The organism is Halomonas sp. A11-A, from assembly GCF_003182195.1.
Lineage (GTDB): Bacteria > Pseudomonadota > Gammaproteobacteria > Pseudomonadales > Halomonadaceae > Halomonas > Halomonas alkalicola.
Map to the genome: position 1 here is coordinate 110,768 of NZ_QGTM01000007.1, position 15,580 is coordinate 126,347.

10 protein-coding genes are annotated in these 15,580 nt (G+C 64.2%); 6 read left to right on the forward strand and 4 right to left on the reverse strand.

Annotated features, from left to right (window positions below; all coding sequences use genetic code 11):
* Window positions 1-32: 32 nt before the first annotated feature.
* From trpC to DER72_RS07575, 6 genes are all read left to right on the forward strand, one after another.
* The gene (gene trpC, locus DER72_RS07550) at window positions 33-842 is read left to right on the forward strand and encodes an indole-3-glycerol phosphate synthase TrpC (RefSeq protein WP_110069385.1); all 810 of its coding nucleotides are present in this window, start codon (window positions 33-35) and stop codon (window positions 840-842) included.
* A gap of 178 nt (window positions 843-1,020) precedes the next feature.
* Window positions 1,021-3,801: a class I SAM-dependent DNA methyltransferase gene (locus DER72_RS07555; RefSeq protein ID WP_110069386.1), complete on the forward strand. Its 2,781-nt coding sequence runs from the start codon at window positions 1,021-1,023 to the stop codon at window positions 3,799-3,801.
* Complete coding sequence (locus DER72_RS07560; RefSeq protein WP_110069387.1) at window positions 3,798-5,108, forward strand: restriction endonuclease subunit S; 1,311 nt, start codon at window positions 3,798-3,800, stop codon at window positions 5,106-5,108. Before DER72_RS07555 ends, DER72_RS07560 begins: the two co-directional genes overlap by 4 nt.
* A complete protein-coding gene (locus DER72_RS07565; RefSeq protein WP_110069388.1) occupies window positions 5,105-6,154 on the forward strand; it encodes a YhcG family protein in 1,050 nt (349 codons plus the stop codon). Before DER72_RS07560 ends, DER72_RS07565 begins: the two co-directional genes overlap by 4 nt.
* Before the next feature lie 21 nt (window positions 6,155-6,175).
* Window positions 6,176-9,292, forward strand: a complete 3,117-nt coding sequence (locus DER72_RS07570; RefSeq protein WP_110069389.1) for a type I restriction endonuclease subunit R — start codon at window positions 6,176-6,178, stop codon at window positions 9,290-9,292.
* Window positions 9,289-9,999, forward strand: a complete 711-nt coding sequence (locus tag DER72_RS07575) for a M48 family metallopeptidase (RefSeq protein ID WP_110069390.1) — start codon at window positions 9,289-9,291, stop codon at window positions 9,997-9,999. Before DER72_RS07570 ends, DER72_RS07575 begins: the two co-directional genes overlap by 4 nt.
* A gap of 63 nt (window positions 10,000-10,062) precedes the next feature.
* On the opposite strand, the gene DER72_RS07580 is transcribed toward DER72_RS07575, so the two are convergent.
* The 4 genes from DER72_RS07580 to DER72_RS07595 all read right to left on the reverse strand — a co-directional run bounded on the left by DER72_RS07580 (window position 10,063) and on the right by DER72_RS07595 (window position 15,575).
* Window positions 10,063-10,380: a c-type cytochrome gene (locus DER72_RS07580; RefSeq protein WP_110069391.1), complete on the reverse strand. Its 318-nt coding sequence runs from the start codon at window positions 10,378-10,380 to the stop codon at window positions 10,063-10,065.
* A gap of 90 nt (window positions 10,381-10,470) precedes the next feature.
* Complete coding sequence (locus DER72_RS07585) at window positions 10,471-11,754, reverse strand: sorbosone dehydrogenase family protein (protein WP_110069392.1); 1,284 nt, start codon at window positions 11,752-11,754, stop codon at window positions 10,471-10,473.
* Between the two features lie 225 nt (window positions 11,755-11,979).
* Window positions 11,980-12,180, reverse strand: coding sequence for a DUF2905 domain-containing protein (locus DER72_RS07590; RefSeq protein ID WP_110069393.1), 201 nt, complete (start codon window positions 12,178-12,180; stop codon window positions 11,980-11,982).
* 95 nt (window positions 12,181-12,275) lie between these two features.
* The gene (locus DER72_RS07595) at window positions 12,276-15,575 is read right to left on the reverse strand and encodes an FAD-binding and (Fe-S)-binding domain-containing protein (RefSeq protein ID WP_110069394.1); all 3,300 of its coding nucleotides are present in this window, start codon (window positions 15,573-15,575) and stop codon (window positions 12,276-12,278) included.
* Window positions 15,576-15,580: the final 5 nt, after the last annotated feature.

Genomic DNA, 15,580 nt, shown 5'->3' on the forward strand with positions numbered 1-15,580 from the left:
GTCTCAGCGCACCGCCTACAAGGAGTCACATCATGAGCGCATCCCCGGGGGCGACCCCCACCATCCTGACCCGCATCCTGGCGCGCAAGGACGAGGAGGTGGCCGAGCGCTCCCGCGCCGTCCCCGAGGCCGAGCTGCTGCGCCTGGCCGCCGAGCAGAGCGCACCGCGCGGCTTCGTGGCGGCCATGCAGCGCATGATCGCCGCCGGCGACCCGGCGGTGATCGCCGAGGTCAAGAAGGCCTCTCCCTCCAAGGGGGTGATCCGCGGGGACTTCCACCCCGCCGAGATCGCCGCGAGCTACGCCAAGGGGGGAGCCGCCTGCCTCTCGGTGCTTACCGATGCCGACTTCTTCCAGGGCCACGAGGACTACCTGGTCGAGGCCCGTGACGCCTGTGAGCTTCCGGTGATCCGCAAGGACTTCATCACCCACGGCTACCAGGTGAGCGAGGCGCGGGCCATCGGCGCCGACTGCATCCTCCTGATCGTCGCCGCCTTGGAGGACGCCCAGATGGCGGACCTCAATCGCCAGGCCATCGAGCTCGGCATGGACGTGCTGGTGGAGGTGCACGACGCCCGTGAACTCGAGCGCGCGCTCAGGCTGGATCTCTCCCTGGTGGGCATCAACAACCGCGATCTGCACACCTTCGACACTACCCTGGATACCACCCTGGAGCTGTTGCCGCGCATTCCGAAGGGGGTGACCGTGGTGACCGAGTCCGGCATCCACACCCGCGACGACGTGGCCCGCATGCGCGAGCACGACGTCAACGCCTTCCTGGTGGGCGAGGCCTTTATGCGCGAGGCCGATCCCGGCGAGGCGCTGCGCCGGCTGTTCTTCTGAGAGCGACGCCGCCTGCGAGCGGTCGGCGGCGCTGGCAGGGATAAGCCGGTACTCGACCGGGGTATGACGATACGACGAAGGGAGGCCTCCGGCCTCCCTCAAGTTATTTGGCAGGTGGCTTTTCGGTGCCTAGGCTTTCGCCTGACACGCCTGCCGAGGGGAAACAGAGCGACTCATCATGGCGATCAAGAAATCCGAACTCTACTCCTCCCTCTGGGCCAGCTGTGACGAGCTGCGCGGCGGCATGGACGCATCGCAGTACAAGGACTATGTCCTGTTCATGCTGTTCATCAAGTACATCTCGGACAAGTACGCCCATTCCGACGACTTCGCGCCGCCGGTGATCATCCCCGAGGGCGCGAGCTTCCCAGACATGGTCAAGCTCAAGGGCAAGAGCGACATCGGCGACAGGATCAACACCCAGATCATCCAGCCCCTGATCGATGCCAACCAGCGCCTGGCGCGAAGCGACTTCCCGGACTTCAACGACCCCAACAAGCTCGGCGAAGGCAAGGCGATGGTGGATCGCCTCACTAACCTGATCAGCATCTTCCAGAAACCGGAGCTCGACTTCGCCAAGAACCGCGCCGAGCACGACGATATCCTCGGCGACGCCTACGAATACCTGATGCGTCACTTCGCTCAGGAGAGTGGCAAGAGCAAGGGACAGTTCTACACGCCCTCCGAGGTCAGCCGGATCATGGCGCAGGTCATCGGCATCTCGCCGGAGTCGGCGGTGGCGGCCACCACGGCCTATGACCCCACCTGTGGCTCGGGCTCGCTGCTGCTCAAGGTCGCCGCCGAGGCAGGCACACACATCACCCTGGAAGGGCAGGAGAAGGACGTCACCACCGCCGGTCTGGCGCGCATGAACATGATCCTGCATGACTTCCCCACCGCCAACGTGGTGCAGGGCAACACCCTGGCCAACCCCAAGTTCAAGGAGCAGGGCGGGGGGCGTGAGCAGCTGCGCACCTACGACTACGTGGTCGCCAATCCGCCTTTCTCGGACAAGGGCTGGAGCGCGGGCCTCACGCCGGAAAACGACCCCTGGGAGCGTTTCGGCTGGGGCACGCCGCCCGCCAAGCAGGGTGACTACGCCTACCTACTGCATATCCTTCGCTCGATGAAGAGCACCGGCAAGGGCGCGGTGATCCTGCCTCACGGTGTGCTGTTTCGGAGCAACGCCGAGGCGGGCATTCGCCGGCGGCTGGTGCGGTCGGGGTATCTGAAGGGCATCATCGGCCTGCCGGCCAACCTCTTCTACGGCACCGGCATTCCCGCCTGCATTCTGGTGCTGGACAAGGAGAACGCCCAGGCGCGGAAGGGGATCTTCATGATCGATGCCGCCCGGGGCTTCATCAAGGATGGCAACAAGAACCGGTTGCGCGAGCAGGACATCCACCGCATCGTCGATACCTTCAGCAAGCAGGTCGATGTGCCCCGCTTCGCCCGCATGGTGCCCCTTGACGAGATCGCCTCGCCCAGGAATGACTTCAACCTCAACCTGCCGCGCTACATCGATGCCAGCGAACCGGAAGACCGCCACGATCTCCACGCCCACATGAACGGTGGGATTCCCGTACGCGATATCGACGGTGACCGCGCCGCCAACCCGCCGGTGCCCGGCCTGGCCGCCTACTGGGGCGTCTTCCCTGGCCTGCGGGCATCGCTATTTCGACCTACCCCGCACGCCGGCTACGTCGATCTCGCCGTAGCCCCCCAATCGCTGAGAACCGCCATCCTCGAGCACACCGAGTTCGCCACCTTCCGTGAGCGGACTTTTGCCCTGTTCGACGACTGGCGCACGCGGAACCGGCCGGTGCTCAAGGACTTTGGTATCGATGACCAGCCCAAGGCCCTGATCACCCGGGTGGGCGAGGACCTGCTGAACACCTTCCGCGCCGCTCCCCTGCTCGACCCCTACGACATCTACCAGCACCTGATGGACTACTGGTACGAGATCCTTCAAGACGACGCCTACGAGATCGCCGCCGACGGCTGGGTGGCGGAGACGCGCCGCGTGCTGGAAGAGGTCAAGTCTGGAAAGAAGAAGGGCGATATGAAGGACAAGGGCTGGACCTGCGACCTGATTCCCAAGCCCTATATCGTCGCCCGCTACTTCGCCGACGAACAAGCCGAGCTGGACGCCCTACGCGGCGAGCTGGACAGCGTGGGTGCCGGCCTGGCCGAGCTCATTGAGGAGCATGGGGGCGAGGAGGGCCCGCTCAAGGATGTCGCGTCGAAAGGTGATGCCCAGGACGCCTTCGTTCAGGCGCTGGTGGAAGCCTGGCATGAGGACGATCCCGAGGCCTGCGGCCGCTACCGGGCCATGTCGGGCCAGGCAGAAGAGTATGCCACCGAGCTGGGTAACCTCGCCGATGGCGGCTACCTTTCAGCGCTGAAGAGTCCCAAGGGCAAGCTGACCCAGAAGGCGATCAGGGCTCGGCTCGACGCCACCACCGATGTGGAGGAGCACAAGACGTTGCAACGCTATCTCTCTCTGGAGAAGCGGTTGAAGACCACGAACAAGGAGGCCGCAGGCCTGCTTGCCGAGGCCGAGGTGCACTACCGCGAACGCCTACAGCAGGAGCCGCTGCCAGAGGCCCTGAACGATCTTCATGCCACCGCCCGCTACCTGGAGCTGCTCGATCGGCAAGCGGCCCTCAAGGCAGAGGTCAAGGAGGCGGATGCCGCCCTTGACCTGCTCGCTTACGAGAAATATCCACAGCTCGACGAGGAAGAGATCAAGACCCTGGTGGTGGACGACAAGTGGCTCGCCGCCCTGGAGGTCGCCGTCCAGGAGGAGCTGGAGCGCGTCTCCCAGACACTCACCTCGCGCGTCCGCGAGTTGGCCGACCGCTACGCCACGCCTCTGCCGCAGATGAGCCGGCAGGTGGAAGCACTCTCGGCGCGGGTGGAGGAGCACCTGAAGACGATGGGAGTGGTGTGGGCATGACGGACGAGGCGATGGAGGTGCGCGACGCCTCGGCGGGGTATGCGCTGCAGGCGGACAGGCCGGCGGTGCCCGAGGGCTATAAGCAGACCGAGGTGGGGGTGATTCCGAAAGACTGGGTGTTGTTCCAGTTTGGTGACATATTTGAGTTCCGAAATGGCATAAATGCGGACAAAAACTCTTACGGAAAAGGTATTTACTTTGTTAATGTTTTAGAGCCAATAACCCACTCGCATATTTATGGTCCTGAAATTGCCGGGCAAGTTTCTTTGCCAGAAGCGGTGGTGGCCCCGTACATAATTCAAGCAGGTGATATCCTATTTAATAGGACATCTGAGTCGCCCGAAGAGCTGGGTTTGGCATCTGCATACCTAGGCACCGATCGTGTTGTGTTTGGGGGCTTCGTGATTCGTGGGCGTCCTTTGGGGAATAGGCTTGATTCTGCTTATGCAGGTTATTCTCTGCGTGCCCCGTCAATACGAAAGCAAATCATACCTATGGGGCAGGGGGCTATTCGCACAAATATTGGGCAAAAAAATTTAAGTCTTGTTGTTGTGCCGCTTCCGCCACTCCTGGAGCAACGCGCTATTGCCACCGCCCTGAGCGATGTCGATGCCCTGCTGGAGTCGCTGGACCGCCTGATCGCCAAGAAACGCGATATCAAGCAGGCCACCATGCAGCAGCTGCTTACCGGTGAAGTCCGACTGCCTGGGTTTGAGGGGGAGTGGGAGAAGAGGAAACTGGGCACGATTGCAGTTATTCGGAGTGGCGGGACGCCGAGCACCTCAAACGACGAATTCTGGAATGGCGATATCCCATGGTGTACTCCGACTGATATTACTGGGTTACAGGGAAGAAAGTATCTTTCTGCAACGAATCGGTCCATCTCTGATGCTGGGTTGAAGATGAGTTCTGCCGAATTGATTCCGCCTGGTTCCATCATCATGACCACTCGTGCAACGATCGGCGAGTGCGCCATAAATACTCTTCCGGTGACCACCAATCAGGGCTTCAAGAACCTAGAGCCAACCTCCGTAGATTGCGAGTATCTTTACTACCTCATGACGACGCAAAAGCAACGGCTACTTCAGTTGTGTGCGGGAAGTACTTTTTTGGAAGTCGGAAAGAAGCAGTTGGAAATCTTAGATTTATATCTTCCCGAGGATGTAGAGGAGCAGCGCGCAATTGCCACTGTCCTCTCCGATATGGACGCTGTTATCGAAACCCTCGAGCAACGTCGCGCCAAGACCGCCGCACTAAAGCAGGCGATGATGCAGGAGCTGCTGACCGGAAGGACACGGCTGATATGAGCGACAGGGCCGTCACCGATCCGGCGCTGGTCACCGAGCTGCGCCAACTGATCGACAGCGCCCGCCAGCGGGCGGCGGTGGCGGTCAACGCCGAGCTGACCCTGCTCTACTGGCAGATCGGCCGCCGCATCCACCGGGAGGTGCTGGCGGGCAAGCGGGCCGGCTATGGCGAGGAGATTGTCTCCGCGCTGGGGAGACAGTTGACCGCCGAGTACGGGCGGGGCTTTTCGGTCAAGAACCTGCGCCACATGATCCGCTTCGCCGAGGTGTTTCCCGAGGAGAACATTGTCTCGACGCTGTCGAGACAATTGTCCTGGAGCCATTTCCTGGAGGTGATCTACCTGAAGGAGCCCCTGGCTCGGGAGTTCTATGTTCGGCTGTGCCTGGAGGAAGGCTGGAGCGTGCGCAGGTTGCGGGAGCGTAAGGAGACCCTGCTCTTCGAACGGACTGCGATCTCCAGCAAGCCGGAGGAGACCATCCGCCATGAGCTGAAACACTTGGATGCCACCGGACAGCCCTCGCCGCAGTTGCTGCTAAAGGATCCGTACATCCTGGATTTCCTCGGCCTCAACGACCGCTATCTGGAACGCGACCTGGAAGACGTCATCCTGCGCGAGATCGAGCAGTTCCTGCTGGAGCTGGGTGCGGGCTTCACCTTCGTGGGACGCCAGAAGCGTATCCAGGTCGATGACGAGGATTTCTACATCGACCTGCTCTTCTACAATCGCAAGCTCCGGCGGCTGGTGGCCATCGACCTCAAGCTCGGGCGCTTCAAGGCCGAGTACAAGGGGCAGATGGAGCTCTACCTGCGCTGGCTGGCGCGCCACGAGCAGGAGGCAGGGGAGAATCCGCCGCTGGGCATCATCCTGTGTGCCGGCAAGCAGCGCGAACAGATCGAGCTGCTGGAACTGGACAAGAGCGGCATCCATGTTGCCGAATACCTGACAGTGCTGCCGCCCCGAGAGGCCTTAAAGGCCAAGCTGCATCAATCCATCGCCGCCGCCAGGGCGCGGCTGCAGGGAGGTCAGGACGAGCCGACCGACTGAGTCACGCAAGGAGCCCGCCAGATGTCGCACGCCACGCGCCCGGAGCGCCTGACCCAGAATCGCGTGATCCACCTGCTGACCCGCCCGGAAGAAGAAGGCGGTCTGGGCTACCGCTGGCTGGGCAACTGGAGCCGCCGGGAGGGCAATCGCGCCATCGAGCCCGCGTTGCTGCGCGACAACCTGAGTAAACGCGGCTACTCCGAGGCGCATATCGCCCCCGCCCTGCACAAGCTGCGGGCGGCAGCCGATGTCACCGGCGTGACGCTCTACCAGGCGAATCTGCGCACCTACAACCTGCTGCGCTACCCCGTGAAGGTGCAGCTGGCACAGGGAAAGCCGCACGAGGATGTGCACCTGATCGATTGGGCGCACCCGGAGCATAACGACTTCGCCCTCGCCGAGGAGGTGACCCTCAAGGGTGGGCATGAGCGCCGCCCCGACCTGGTGCTCTATCTCAACGGCATCGCCGTGGCGGTGATCGAGCTCAAGCGCAGCTCGGTGGAAGTGGCCGACGGGGTGCGTCAGCTCATCACCAACCAGGAACCGATCTTCAACGAGGGCTTCTTCACCACCGTGCAGCTGTTGCTGGCCGGCAGCGATGCCCAGGGGCTGCGCTACGGCACCACCGGTACGCCGGAGCAGTTCTTCGTGCAGTGGAAGGACGAGGAGGGCAGCGTCGCGGCGTCGCCCGGGGTGTTGCTGGACAGGCCGCTGGTGCAGATGTGCGGCAAGCAGCGCCTGCTGGACCTGATCCGCAACTTCGTGATCTTCGATGTAGGGCAGAAGAAGGTACCGCGACCTCACCAGTATTTCGGCGTCAAGGCGGCCCAGGAGCGTATCGCTCAGCGCGAGGGCGGGGTGATATGGCATACCCAGGGCAGCGGCAAGAGCATCCTGATGGTGCTGCTGGCCAAGTGGATCATGGAGCACGACCCGGCGGCACGCATCCTGGTGGTGACCGACCGCGACGAGCTGGACAGGCAGATCGTCGGCGTGATGCGCAATGCCGGCGTGGTGGGCGAGGAAGCCCCCTCGCCGCGTATCACCTCACGGGCCCAGTTCATGGAGAAGCTGGGGGCGACCACGCCGCGGCTTCTCTGTGCCCTGGTGCACAAGTTCGACCCGGGCGATCTCAGGGGCGATCCGCCGCCGGTGCATGGGCGCTTCTATGTCTTCGTGGACGAGTGCCACCGCACCCAGGGCGGTGCCATGAACCGCCAGATGAAGCGCTGGCTGGCCGATGCGATCTTCATCGGTTTCACCGGCACGCCCCTGTTGCGCAAGGACAAGCAGACCACCCGCGAGGTCTTCGGCACCTATATCCACACCTACAAGTTTCCCGAGGCGGTGGCCGACGGCGTGGTGCTGGACCTGAAGTACGAGGCCCGCGATGTACCGCAGCGCTTGACCTCTCGCCAGGCCATCGACAAGTGGTTCGAGCAGAAGACCCGGAACCTCAACAACTACCAGAAGGCGGTGCTGCGCAAGCGCTGGGCAACGCTGGAGGAGCTGATGAGCGCCGCCGAGCGCAAGCAACGCATCGTCGCGGACATCATCGAGGACTTCGGCCTCAAGCCGCGACTCAACAATGACCGCGGCACGGCCATCCTTGTGGCCGCCTCGATCTACGATGCCTGCCACTACTTCCGGCTGTTCCAGAACACCCCGTTCGGCCGGCACTGCGGGATCATCACCTCCTTCGAGCCCAACCACAACGCCATTTCCCGCGAGCCTTCCAACAGCGATGAACGCTACAAGTTCGACACCTATACTCAGCATGTGCTGAAGGAGGGGCAGAGCACCAGCCAGTACGAAGCCGAGGTGAAGCGCCGCTTCATCGAGGAGCCGGCCAACACCAAGCTCTTGATCGTGGTCAGCAAGCTGCTGACCGGCTTCGATGCTCCTTCGTGCAGCTACATCTACCTGGACAACGAGCTGCGCGATCACAATCTCTTCCAGGCGATCTGTCGGACCAACCGCCTCGACGGCGAGGACAAGGACTACGGTCATATCGTCGACTTCAAGCAGCTGTTCGGCGATGTGCAGCAGGCGATCGCGGTCTACAGCTCCGACGAGCTGGACCTGGACGACGGCGGGGCAGCCGAGAACAACGTAGAGCTAAAGGACTGGCGTAAGGAGGGTCGCAGGAGGCTCGACACGGCCCGAGAGGCACTCAAGTACCTGTGTGAGCCGGTGCCGCCGCCGCGGGATATCGAGCACTACCTGCACTATTTCTGCGGTGATGCCGGCACGACGGAGGCACTGGACGACACCGAGGTACTGCGGATCTCCTTCTACAAGGCAGTGGCCAGTTTCGTGCGGGCCTATTCCGCCATCGCCCAGGAGCTGGACGCCGTCGGCTACACGGTGAGCGAAATCGACACCCTGCAGGACGAGGTCGCCTTCTTCAGCGAGGTGCGTGCCGCCATCAAGTGCCACTCCGGCGAGGAGCTGGATATCAAGCCCTTCGAGGCGGACATGCGCCACCTCATCAACACCTATATCCAGGCGGATCCGGCGAGCAATCTGGGCTCGGTGGACAACTACTCCCTGGTGGACCTGATCGTCGAGACCGGCATCCATGATGCCATCGCCAGGAAGCTCAACCAGCAGGGCAAGCTGTCGAAGAACGGGGTCGCCGAGGGCATCATCAACAACGTGCGTAAGACCATCATCCGTGACCAGCTCACCGATCCACGTTTCTACGAACAGCTATCCAAGCTGCTGGACGACCTGATCGCGGATTGGCGAAGCGAGACGGCTTCCTACCAGCAGTTCCTGGAGCGCGCCGAGGCACTGGTCAAGCAGATGGCACAGGGCCAGCGTGGCGAAGCGCTGCCTCCGGAACTGGACGATCGACCCGAGGCGCAGGTGATCTATCACAATCTCCCGGATATCCTGGCCGCGACGCGCCCGGTCGGCGAGGTGCATGAGCCAGCCCCCGACGCCGATGAGCAGCGTCTGCGACTCTCGCTGGCCATCGACCGGGCGATGCGCGAGCAGGCCCCGGCCGGATGGCGGGGCGACGATGCGCGCGAGCGGCAGGTGCTCAACGCCTTGCACCCACTCCTCGGCAGGAATCGACAGGCTACCAAGGCCGTCTTCGATCTGATCAAGCAGCAGGCGGGTTACCCGTGACAGAAACGATCACCTTGGGGGATATTCCCATCGAGGTCACTCGCAAGAACGTCCGCAACGTGCATCTTTCCGTACATCCGCCGGATGGGCGGGTCACCCTGGTGGCACCTCGTGCGACCCGCCTGGAGGTGGCGCGCGCCTATGCGATCGCCAAGCTCGGCTGGATTCGCGACCAGCAGGCGAAGCTCCATGCGCAGGCGCGGGAGACGCCACGCCGTTTCGTCGAACGGGAGAGCCACTATCTGTGGGGGCGACGCTACCTGCTGAATGTTGAAGAGAGGGAGTCACGCCCCGGCGTCCGCATCGATCACAAGCGCATCACCCTCAGTGTGCGACCGGGAAGCGATCGGCAAAAGCGTGCCGAGGTGATGCACGAGTGGTACAAGAGGTTGCTGCATGGCGCCGTTCCGCCGCTGATCGCAAGGTGGGAGCCTCGCCTAGGCGTGCGAGTGTCGGCTTATCACCTGCAGCGCATGAAGACGAAGTGGGGAAGCTGCAATCCATCGAAAGGCAACATCCGGCTCAACACGGAGCTGGTCAAGAAACCCAAGGATCTGCTCGAGTACATCGTTGTGCATGAAATGTTGCACCTGGTCGAGCCGACGCATAACGAGCGTTTCATCACGCTGCTCGACAAGCACTACCCGGGCTGGCGTGAGGCCCGGGAAGAGCTCAACGAACTGCCGTTGTCAGCTGAAGCTTGGTGAATAGAAAGTATGGCTGTATCAACGCATTATGGTTCCTGTTATATATGTTGGTATTTTCACTAATTACTGGAATTGATTGGAAATGAAAGCCGCGAGATTGGCGATGTCATCATCGGACAGGCCCGCGGCATTCGGAATCATCAGGCCCGAATTGGCCCCCACCCTTTCCCCGTCGCGGTACTGCATGAGACGCGACGCGATGTAGTCCGAATCCCTGCCGGCAAGCGAGGGAAAGCTCGCCATGCCCTTTCCCCCGGGGCCGTGGCACTGGGCACAGGAACTAGCGTACAGCGATTCTCCGGCAGCTTCGTCGGGCTCCCCGGCACTAGCCGTGCTGATGGTCAGGGTGGTGGCGGCAAGCAGCAGCGCAATTTTCAACATATTATCTTTCCAGTGACCTTCTGACAGGAACCGCGCTGCCCTGGGGCAGTGCGGTTCGCGGTTGAGATGGAGAATTAGGGTCGAAGCGGGCTATTCCGGGCTGATGCGGTGGATTTCACCCTCATCCACGGCGACATACAGGCTGCCGTCGGGCCCCTGGACAACCGACCGGAACCGGGCAGGCCCCATGGGGAGGTGCATTTCCGATACATCGGTGACGGCTTCGCCGCTTTCATGCAGGGCGAGCAGGTTGATACGTTGCCCCACCCCGGTGCCTCCGAAGCCGATGCCCATGAAGCCGACGGCGAGTCGCCCGTTCCAGGCCCCCCACTGGTCACCGGTCAGGAAGTCGGTGCCGCTGATGCCCTGGGAGAGGCCACTGTTCTGCCAGGCGGGCACCAGGGCGTTGGGGTAGACATTGGTGTCCGTCAGCGGCATGTAGGCGGCGCGCTCCTTCGGGTTCATTCCCTCCATCTGGTTGGGTTCATAACCGCAGTAGTTGTCGGGGCAGTCACCCCGTCCGGCCATGTTCGGGCGCGGGTCCCAGCCGCTGTTGCCGCCATTGACCAGGGCATTGACCTCGTCGGAGTGCCAGGGGCCATGCTCGGTCACGATGGGCTGTGAGGTCTCGGGGTGAAAGGTCAGACCCTGGACGTTCCGGTGCCCGAAGGTGTAGATCCGGGGATCGAACCCGGCCGGAGGAGCATTGTCCTCTGCCGCATTGCCATCCCGATCGATGCGTAGCACCTTGCCACCGAGCTGGGTGGGGGACTGGGGGATTTCGCTGTTGTGGTTGTCGCCGGTGGTGACGTAGAGGAAGCCATCACCGGGGTTGAAGCGGATGCGACCACCGTTGTGAGCGCCGGCATCCCCGAACGGATGGTCGGTGGCGGCGGGTTTGTAGGGAATGTCATCGACGATGTCGGTGCGATCCGATACGTCATCGAAGTCGCCGTTGACCGTCAACCGGAGCACGCGATTCGTGCGTGGCTCCGACAGCTCGGATGCCGAGTAGACATAGACGAAGCGGTTGTCGTCGAAGTCGGGGTCGACCGCCACGCCGTTCATGCCGGCCTGGCCCTGGCAGACGAGATCGTTCTCGGTGGTGGCATAGCCGTCGGTGTCTTTCATCCCCAGCAGGTGATGGACGTCCCCGCTGGGTAGGCGCACCGACATGCCGCGGCACTTCTCGGTATAGAACATTGTGCCGTCCGGCAGGAAGGCTATGTCCCACGGGTTTTCCAGGCCGGACAGCACGGTACTGTGGCTCAGGGTAGGGACGTGGTTGCCGGCCATCGCCGAGGCCGGCAACCCGGCGATCGCGGTGGCGGTCATGATGGCATAGACTGACGGCTTGGTGAGTCCTGGAGACATCGTGACTTCTCCTGTCTTGTTGGCGTTGTGGGGACTGCGTGCTGTGGTGGCCCGGACAGGCCACCCCTGATGCTCTCCATCGCCCCGGGGCAATTTCCTCGGCATCTGGCATTGAAACAGTAGCTCAGAAGCTCGGTTCCAGCCCGGTGAAATGGCTTCAGGCTTGTTGGCCGGTGTCATATACCAGCCTGGGAGCCCGCAGAGAGTCAGGGCGATAGATTCTTGCTATCGGCTCAGCAGCCAGAGCAGCGCCGACAGCACGAGGCTGGCCAGGATCATGGTGGTAACAGGAAAGAAGAACGAGGCGTTCTCCCGGCGAATGACGATGTCGCCGGGCAGTTGACCCAGCGGCAGGCGGGAGAGCCAGGGCCACAGCAGGCCCACAACGACGATGATCAGGCCGATCAGGATCAGGGTGCGGTTCATGGTCTCGCCTCCAGTCGTCTGGCAGCCAGGGGTCGTGGGTGAGTGCGCCCACCGGAGACCTCCCCGGTGGGCGTTTCGGGTACTGCGGCACCGGCTCAGCCGGCCCGGCGCAGCACCTCGAGAAGGGCCTGCAGCGGGTGGGGCAGGACGGCATCGGAGAAGCGCTTGGCCTGGCTGCGGCAGGAGTAGCCGGTGGCCAGCAGTCGGCCCCGGTTGGCCTCGTCTTCCACCAGGCCCTGCCAGGAGAGGCCGTAGATGGTCTTGGAGGTCTCGAGGTTGCGGGCCTCGTGGCCGTAGGTGCCGGACATACCGCAGCAGCCGGTGGCCACCAGCTCGAGCTCCAGACCGAAGGCGGCGAACAGCTGCTGCCACGCCTTGGGGCTGCCCGGGGCGTTGGTCTTCTCGGTGCAGTGGGAGAGCAGCCGATAGCCTGGGCCCTCGATGCCGGTGCCGTCCAGGGTCAGGCCGCCGGGCACCAGGCTGCCCGCGCGGGTCACCAGCCACTCCTGGAGCATCAGCACCTCGGGTACGGCATCCGCGCCCAGCGCCTTCACATACTCCTGGCGGTAGGTGAGGGTCATGGCCGGGTCGATGCCGACCAGCGGCACGCCGAACTCCGCCAGGGTGCGCAGGCGCCGGGCCTGCTGCTCGGCGGTGCGTGCGAAGGCACCGAGGAAGCCCTGCACGTGCAGCGGCTTGCCGTTGGGGGCGAAGGGTGCCACGAAGACCCGGATATCCAGCCGGCCGAGCAGCTCGACGATATCCAGCACCAGCCTGGCCTCGAAGTGGCTGGTGAAGGCGTCCTGGACGATCACCACGCTCCTGGCCTTTTGAGCCTCGGTGAGCCGGCCCAGGGAGGTGGGGGTGGCCTGGGCCACGCCCCAGGCGGCCAGGGTCTTCTTCAGGCTGGCCCGTGAGAGCTGCGGGCTGTCCACCAGGCCCACGGGGCCGGCGAGTAGCCGCTCCACCAGGTGGCTGCCGATCAGCGCATTGTAGGCGGGCGCGATGCGCGAGAGGGCGGGCAGTAAGTATTCGGTAGTGCCGACCAGGTAGTCGCGCAGCGGGCGCAGGTAGCGGCCGTGGTAGACCTCCAGGAACTGCGCGCGGGAGTCGGGCACGTCGACCTTCACCGGGCACTGGCCGGCGCAGGACTTGCAGGCGAGACACCCCGCCATGGCGTCATAGACCTGGTGGGAGAAGTCCGCCTCGCGCCGGCGGCGCAGGGTGTTGAGGGTACGCGTCGGCAGGCTCCTGACAAAGCCCCAGACGCCTGCACTACTGGCCTGCCGGGAGGCCTCGATCAGGTCGATGTCGGCCTCGCCCTGCAGGCGCAGCCACTCGCGGATCAGGCTGGCGCGCCCCTTGGGTGAGTGCACCCGGTCGCGGGTCGCCTTCCAGGAGGGGCACATGGCGTCATTGGGGTCGTAGTTGTAGCAGGCGCCGTTGCCGTTGCAGTAGACGGTGGCGGCGTGGGCCTGCCACACCCGCTCGTCGATGGTGCGGTCGAGCTGGCCGCGGGTGGGCACGCCGTCGATGGTCAGAAGGCCCGGGTCGACGAGTTTCACTGTCTCCGCCTGCGTGGTGTCAGACGCCTTTCCCTCGGTTTCGGACGGGATAGAAGCAGACCCCGCGGCGTCGGGCGGGATAGAATCAGTACCCGCGGTTTCGGGCGGGCTCCCCACGGGGGCGGGTGGGGTAGATGAGGAGAGAGGCGTCGCGATCTTGCCGGGGTTGAGCTGGTTGTAGGGGTCGAAGGCCGCCTTGACCCGCTGCAGGCTGGGGTAGAGCTCGCCGAAGAACCTCGGTGCATACTCCGAGCGTACCCCCTTGCCGTGCTCGCCCCACAGCAGGCCGCCGTACTTCTTCGTCAGCTCGACCACCTCGTCGGAGACCTCGCGGATCAGCCGCTCCTGCGCGGGGTCCTTCATGTCGATGGCGGGGCGTACGTGCAGCACCCCGGCATCCACGTGGCCGAACATGCCGTAGGCGAGGCCGCGGGCATCCAGGGCGGCGCGGAACTCACTGATAAAGTCCGCCAGGTGCTCTGGCGGCACCGCGGCGTCCTCCACGAAGGGGATGGGGCGCTTCTCACCCTTCTCGTCGACTCGGGCATTGCCCAGCAGGCCCACGGCGCGCTTGCGCATGGCGTAGACGCGCTGGATGGCGGCACGGCCGGAGGCCAACGTGAAGCCGAGGCGAGCCACGCTCTCGTCGGCCTCCAGGTGGCGGCAGAAGGCGGCGACCCGCTCGGCCAGGCGTTCGGGGTCGTCGTCGTTGAACTCCACCAGGTTGATGCCGCGCACCGGGGTCTCGCCGGCGGGAAAGAACTCCGCCACGCTGTCCCAGACGAAGTCCTCCATGGCCAGCATCAGCACCTTGTCGTCCACCGTCTCGATGGAGGTGGGGCGCGCCTGCGGCTGGGTTGATGGAGAGCCGAGCGCCTGCGGCTGGTCTTGTGAAAAGCCCATCAGGGCCCGAGCGTCGCGCAGGGCATCCATGAAGCCGGCGTAGCGCACGTTGACCAGGGTGGAGTGCTGCGGGATCGGCAGGACGTTGAGCACCGCCTCGTCGAGAAAGCCCAGGGAGCCCTCGGCGCCACACAGCAGGCTGTTCATGTCGAGCCGACCCTGGTCGTCACGCAGATGCGCCAGGTCATAGCCGGTCAGGCAGCGATTGAGCGGCGGGAACTTGGCGCGAATCAGCTCGCCCTGGGTGTCGATGATCTCCCGGGCGGTGCGGTAAGCGCGGCCGGTGACGTCGTCGCGTTCGCACAGCGTTTCCAGTTCCGTTTCATCGACCGGTCGGCTCACCAGGCGTTCGCCGCCCAGCAGCAGCACCTCGAGCTCGAGCACATGGTTGCGGGTCTTGCCGTACTCGCAGCTGCCCTGGCCGCTGGCGTCGGTTGCGATCATGCCGCCGATGGTGGCGCGGTTGGAGGTGGAGAGCTCCGGTGCGAAGAAGAGGCCATGGGGCCTGAGCGCGGCGTTGAGCTGGTCCTTGACCACCCCGGCCTGGACCCGCACACGACGGGCCTCGACGTCGATCTCGAGGATCCGGTTCATGTGGCGCGAGACGTCCACCACCAGGCCGTCGGTGAGCGACTGACCGTTGGTGCCGGTGCCGCCGCCCCGCGGCGTGAGCACCACCTGGCGGTGGGCCGCCTCACCGGCCAGGCGGGCGATGCGCGCGAGGTCCTGGCCGTGGCGGGGATAGAGCGCGGCCTGGGGCAGTCGCTGGTAGATCGAGTTGTCGGTGGCCAGTACCGTGCGGTCGGCGTAGTCCGGGGCGATCTCGCCCTCGAAGCCGGCGTCGCGCAGGGCCTCCAGGAAACGCAGGTAGGGGGCGGCCAGCCCCGGCATGGTGCTGGCGTCGGCGGTGTCCAGTCGTGCGATCATGGCAC

Coding starts and splice junctions, on each gene's coding strand:
- trpC (WP_110069385.1), top strand. CDS start 33: ATGAGCGCATCCCCGGGGGCGACCCCCACCATCCTGACCCGCATCCTG.
- DER72_RS07560 (WP_110069387.1), top strand. CDS start 3,798: ATGACGGACGAGGCGATGGAGGTGCGCGACGCCTCGGCGGGGTATGCG.
- DER72_RS07590 (WP_110069393.1), bottom strand. CDS start 12,180: ATGAACCGCACCCTGATCCTGATCGGCCTGATCATCGTCGTTGTGGGC.
- DER72_RS07585 (WP_110069392.1), bottom strand. CDS start 11,754: ATGTCTCCAGGACTCACCAAGCCGTCAGTCTATGCCATCATGACCGCC.
- DER72_RS07555 (WP_110069386.1), top strand. CDS start 1,021: ATGGCGATCAAGAAATCCGAACTCTACTCCTCCCTCTGGGCCAGCTGT.
- DER72_RS07570 (WP_110069389.1), top strand. CDS start 6,176: ATGTCGCACGCCACGCGCCCGGAGCGCCTGACCCAGAATCGCGTGATC.
- DER72_RS07580 (WP_110069391.1), bottom strand. CDS start 10,380: ATGTTGAAAATTGCGCTGCTGCTTGCCGCCACCACCCTGACCATCAGC.
- DER72_RS07595 (WP_110069394.1), bottom strand. CDS start 15,575: ATGATCGCACGACTGGACACCGCCGACGCCAGCACCATGCCGGGGCTG.
- DER72_RS07565 (WP_110069388.1), top strand. CDS start 5,105: ATGAGCGACAGGGCCGTCACCGATCCGGCGCTGGTCACCGAGCTGCGC.